The sequence below is a fragment of the Brevundimonas sp. genome, from assembly GCF_031082345.1.
In the GTDB taxonomy this organism is placed as follows: Bacteria; Pseudomonadota; Alphaproteobacteria; order Caulobacterales; family Caulobacteraceae; genus Brevundimonas.
The window spans coordinates 1-3,962 of the sequence record NZ_JAVHLH010000256.1 but is presented as its reverse complement, the minus strand read 5'-3'; the positions used below and the strand labels follow the sequence as shown (position 1 = coordinate 3,962).

The following is a 3,962-nucleotide window of genomic DNA, read 5'->3' as shown; positions in this document are numbered from 1 at the left end:
GTGTACGCCCCGATTCCCCGATGCGCGACCGTCGCCGTGCGCACGCCCTGGAGCGTCAGCCGCCCGTGCGCGCCCGGGCCGACGCCGAGGTAGTCGCCGCCGCGCCAGACATGGAGGTTGTGGACCGACCGGGCCGCTGGGCCGCGCCCATGGTTGGAGACCTCATAGGCGTCGAAGCCGGCGCGCTCGAGCACCGCCTGGGTGGTCTCGTACAGGGTGGCGGCCTGGTCCTCGTCCGGGGGCGTCCAGGCCCCGCGGGCCACGGCCCGGCCGAAGGCGGTCGTCGGTTCGATGGTCAGCTGATAGGGCGAGACGTGTTCGAAGCCGAGCTCCAACGCCTCGGTCAGCTCGGCCGTCCAGCCTGCCGCCGTCTGGCCGGGGCGGGCGTAGATCAGGTCGATCGACAGCCGGTCGAAGGCGCGCCCCGCCACGGCGACGGCCCGGCGCGCCTCGTCGGCGGAATGGTTGCGGCCGAGGAAGGCCAGGGCCGCGTCGTCCAGCGCCTGCACGCCCATCGACAGCCGGTTGACCCCGGCCCCGGCCAGCGCCGCGAACCGGCCGGACTCGGCGTCGGTCGGATTGGCCTCGAGGGTGATCTCGATGGCGCCCCGCGGCGGGAACAGGGCCTGCGCCCGCTCGATCACCGCCGCCACCGCCTCGGGCGCCATCAGCGAAGGCGTGCCGCCGCCGAAGAAGATCGACGCCAGCCGCCGGGGCCCCGCCAACGCCGCCTGCGCCTCCAGATCGGTCAGGATGGCGCGAACCAGCGCCGCCTGTTCCTCGGCCCGGCCCCGGTCCCTGACGACGTTGAAGTCGCAATAGGGGCAGATGCGGGCGCAGTAGGGCCAGTGGACATAGACCGCGAGGTCGTCTCCAGGGTCAGGGACCGGATCAGTCAATCAGCGCGGCCTTCAGCTTCTCGAACGCCCGGGCGCGGTGGCTGATGGAATCCTTCAGGGCCGGATCCAGTTCGCCGAAGGTCTGGTCGTGGCCGTCCGGAATGAAGATGGGGTCGTAGCCGAAGCCGCGGTCCCCGCGCGGGGGAAAGGTCAGACGGCCCTCGACGCGGCCCTCGACCACCACCGCCGGGCCGTCCGGCCAGGCCACCGCCAGGGCCGAGGTGAACCACGCCCGCCGGTCATCCGAGCCGACCTCCTCCAGCCGCTCCTCGACCTTGCCCATGGCGAGGGCGAAATCCTTGTCCGGCCCGGCCCAGCGGGCGGAGAAGATGCCCGGCGCCCCCCCCAGAGCCGCGACGGACAGGCCGGAATCGTCGGCCAGGGCGACCTCGCCCGAGCGATCCGCGGCGTGACGCGCCTTGAGCAGGGCGTTTCCGGCGAATGTGGTCTCGGTTTCGTCCGGTTCGGGCAGATTCAGCGCCCCCGCGGTGACCACCTCGTAATGTCCGCCCAGCAGAGCCTCGATCTCGGGCACCTTGCCCGGATTGTGGGTCGCCGCGACCAACCGCATCCCCTTGATAAGCTTCAACTTCATGTCGATCACGAACCCTGTAACGATCTATTGCCAAAGTTTAATATCGTTAAACGATATGTAACATGACTTCTGGCCGCGCACGGCCTATCTATTTGATCAAGGACGGACGCCGTGACGTTCCCCGATACGAGCCAACCGGGCAAGATCAATGCAGCGGCACAACGAAAGAGGGGTGAAAACATCCCTCACTCAGGATCAACGGAGAACGACAATGAGCACCATGAACGCTTCCTACTTCATCGAAAAGGTCGGCCACGGCATCCTCAACGCCTTCCTGCTCGCCGCCCTGCCGACCGCGCTGGTCGCCACGCTCGTCCAGGCCCTGTGATTCAGCCCTGGCCTCACGTCACCCCCGCGGGTGAGAGGTCATCAGAAAGTCTCACCGGAGCTTTGACGATCCGCATGACAAACGCGAAGAATAAGACCGCGTGTGGGTTCGCCGGACCCCGCGCGGCATTCGCGCCTGGACTTCCGGCCTGAACGAGGCCTCGATGCGATTCCCGAAGACGACATCGCTCGGGATCCGCCCCCCTTCCCTGCCCCATCTGAATCTGGTCTCGATCTCCAGCGTGGCGAGCACGGCCTGCACCGTCGCCTTCTGGGTCCTGACCGTCGGCGCCGTCCTCATCCCTTCCGCCGTCCTGGCGTTGAAACTCTTCGGCACGCCGGTGGTGACCGCCGGGACCGGCGAGGAGGCGATCGTCATCCCCCTGCCCTGGGCCTATGTGCTGCTGGTGGCCGTCGCCGCCTTCGCCTACCTGGCCACCTCCGCCCTGATCTTCCGCCTGCTGCTGCGCATCGTCGCCACCCTGCGCGTGGGCGACCCCTTCCATCCGCTGAACGTGCGCCGGCTGCACCAGATCGGCGCGGCCTTCGCCTCGGTCACCCTCGGCGTCTGGGTCGGCCAGTTCCTCGTCGCCCGCTTCGTGCGCGGCGCCATGTCGCCGCCCAGCCTGTTCGACCTGATCACCCCGTCCTTTGCGGTCGTCATCATCGTGGTGATCGCCGAGGTCTTCCGCGAAGGCGCGCGCCTGCGCCGCGAATCCGAACTGACAATCTGAGGGCGGGCGCGGTCAGAAGGCTCCGCCCTTCTCGACCCGACGCGCGCCGGTTAAGAGACGATCCCATGGCCATCCGCGTACAACTCGACCGCATCCTCCTCGAACGGCGCATGTCGCTGACCGAGCTGGCCGACCGCGTCGGCGTGACCCTGGCCAATCTGTCGATCCTCAAGACCGGCAAGGCGCGGGCCATCCGCTTCACCACCCTGGACGCCCTGTGCCGCGAACTGGACTGCCAGCCGGGCGACCTGCTGACGCAGACGCCGGGGCCGCAGGACGCCGGCTCGGACGAGGATACGGACGGGAACGCCCCCGGCACGACATGAGCCGCCGCGACGACCTGAGCCCGGACGACCGACGCATCTGGGCCCGCGTCGCCGGATCGGTCACCCCCGCCAGGCCGAAGAAGGCCCCGCGGATCATTCCGGGCGCCGCCGTGACCGATCCCCCCGCCGCCCCGCCGGCGAAGGGGTCGATCAAGGCCCGGGGCGTCGCGCCTGTCTGGTCGCCGCCGGTCTCCACGCCCGCCCGCGCCCGCGGCCTGCCGGAAGCGCTGGAGCCGCGCCGCCAGCGCCGGCTGTCGCGCGAACGCGATCCGATCGAGGCCCGCATCGACCTGCACGGCTATGGCCGCTTCCAGGCCCAGGACGCCCTGACCGCCTTCCTGATGGGGGCCCAGGCGCGCGGCTATCGCTCGGTGCTGGTCATCACCGGCCAGGGCCGGCGCGGCGGCAGCGGCGTCATCCGCGCCTCGGTCCACGAATGGTTGCAGGGCCCGGCGCTGCGCGGGGTGGTGTCGGGCTTCGCTCCCGCCGCCCGTCATCACGGCGGCGACGGGGCCCTGTATGTGACGATCCGGCGGCGCTAGAGCCGCAGCCCCGCCTCTTTGGCCAGCGCCTCCAGCGACGTCATCGGCCGCGGGCCCCAGTGGGCGATGACCTCGGCGGCCGCCAGCGAGCCGAGCTTGCCGGCGTCCTCCAGCGGCAGGCCGCGGGCGAGGCCCAGCAGGAAGCCGGCGGCGTACTGGTCGCCGGCCCCGGTGGTGTCGACCACCTTGTCGACCGGGCAGGCGGCGACCTCGACCCGTTCCGCCCCGCCGTTGCCGAACACCACCGAGCCGGCGGCCCCGCGGGTGACGGCGGCTATGTCGACGATGCGGCCCAGATGGGCGGCGGCGGCGTCGAAGTCTTCGGTCTCGAACAGGGCGGCCAGTTCGGCCTCATTGGCCAGGACGATGTCGGCCGAGGCCTCGATGAAGGCCAGCAGCTCGGCCCGCCAGCGATGCACCACGAAGCTGTCCGACAGGGTGATGGCGACCTTGCGCCCGGCCGCGTGGGCGGCGGCGGCGGCGGCCTCGAAGGCGGCGCGGGCCGGGGCCGGGTCGAACAGATAGCCCTCCAGATAGAC

The 3,962-nt window shown here is 70.7% G+C and carries 6 protein-coding genes; 3 read left to right on the top strand and 3 right to left on the bottom strand.

Annotated elements, in window-relative coordinates:
• Together hemW and rdgB are read right to left on the bottom strand one after the other, a co-directional pair.
• A partial coding sequence (gene hemW / locus RDU12_RS13490; protein WP_308685124.1) for a radical SAM family heme chaperone HemW occupies positions 1–899 on the bottom strand: 899 nt, incomplete at its 3' end.
• Complete coding sequence (gene rdgB / locus RDU12_RS13485; RefSeq protein WP_300292566.1) at positions 892–1,494, bottom strand: RdgB/HAM1 family non-canonical purine NTP pyrophosphatase; 603 nt, start codon at positions 1,492–1,494, stop codon at positions 892–894. The genes rdgB and hemW, both read right to left, overlap by 8 nt.
• Before the next feature lie 428 nt (positions 1,495–1,922).
• Here rdgB and RDU12_RS13480 point away from each other — a divergent pair, with 428 nt between their 5' ends.
• The 3 genes from RDU12_RS13480 (at position 1,923) to RDU12_RS13470 (ending at position 3,423) form a co-directional block, all read left to right on the top strand.
• Positions 1,923–2,555 (top strand): DUF2975 domain-containing protein, encoded by a 633-nt coding sequence (locus RDU12_RS13480; RefSeq protein WP_300292564.1) that lies wholly within the window; start codon positions 1,923–1,925, stop codon positions 2,553–2,555.
• A 65-nt stretch (positions 2,556–2,620) separates the two neighbouring features.
• Positions 2,621–2,881 carry a helix-turn-helix transcriptional regulator gene (locus tag RDU12_RS13475; RefSeq protein ID WP_300292562.1) on the top strand — a complete coding sequence of 87 codons (261 nt, stop codon included), beginning with the start codon at positions 2,621–2,623 and terminating at the stop codon, positions 2,879–2,881.
• Positions 2,878–3,423 carry a Smr/MutS family protein gene (locus tag RDU12_RS13470; protein WP_308685122.1) on the top strand — a complete coding sequence of 182 codons (546 nt, stop codon included), beginning with the start codon at positions 2,878–2,880 and terminating at the stop codon, positions 3,421–3,423. The genes RDU12_RS13475 and RDU12_RS13470 overlap by 4 nt, the downstream gene beginning before the upstream one ends.
• Here RDU12_RS13470 and RDU12_RS13465 read toward each other — a convergent pair.
• A partial coding sequence (locus tag RDU12_RS13465) for a PfkB family carbohydrate kinase (RefSeq protein ID WP_308685120.1) occupies positions 3,420–3,962 on the bottom strand: 543 nt, incomplete at its 5' end. The two genes, RDU12_RS13470 and RDU12_RS13465, sit on opposite strands and share 4 nt — an antisense overlap.

Coding starts and splice junctions, on each gene's coding strand:
- rdgB (WP_300292566.1), bottom strand. CDS start 1,494: ATGAAGTTGAAGCTTATCAAGGGGATGCGGTTGGTCGCGGCGACCCAC.
- RDU12_RS13475 (WP_300292562.1), top strand. CDS start 2,621: ATGGCCATCCGCGTACAACTCGACCGCATCCTCCTCGAACGGCGCATG.
- RDU12_RS13470 (WP_308685122.1), top strand. CDS start 2,878: ATGAGCCGCCGCGACGACCTGAGCCCGGACGACCGACGCATCTGGGCC.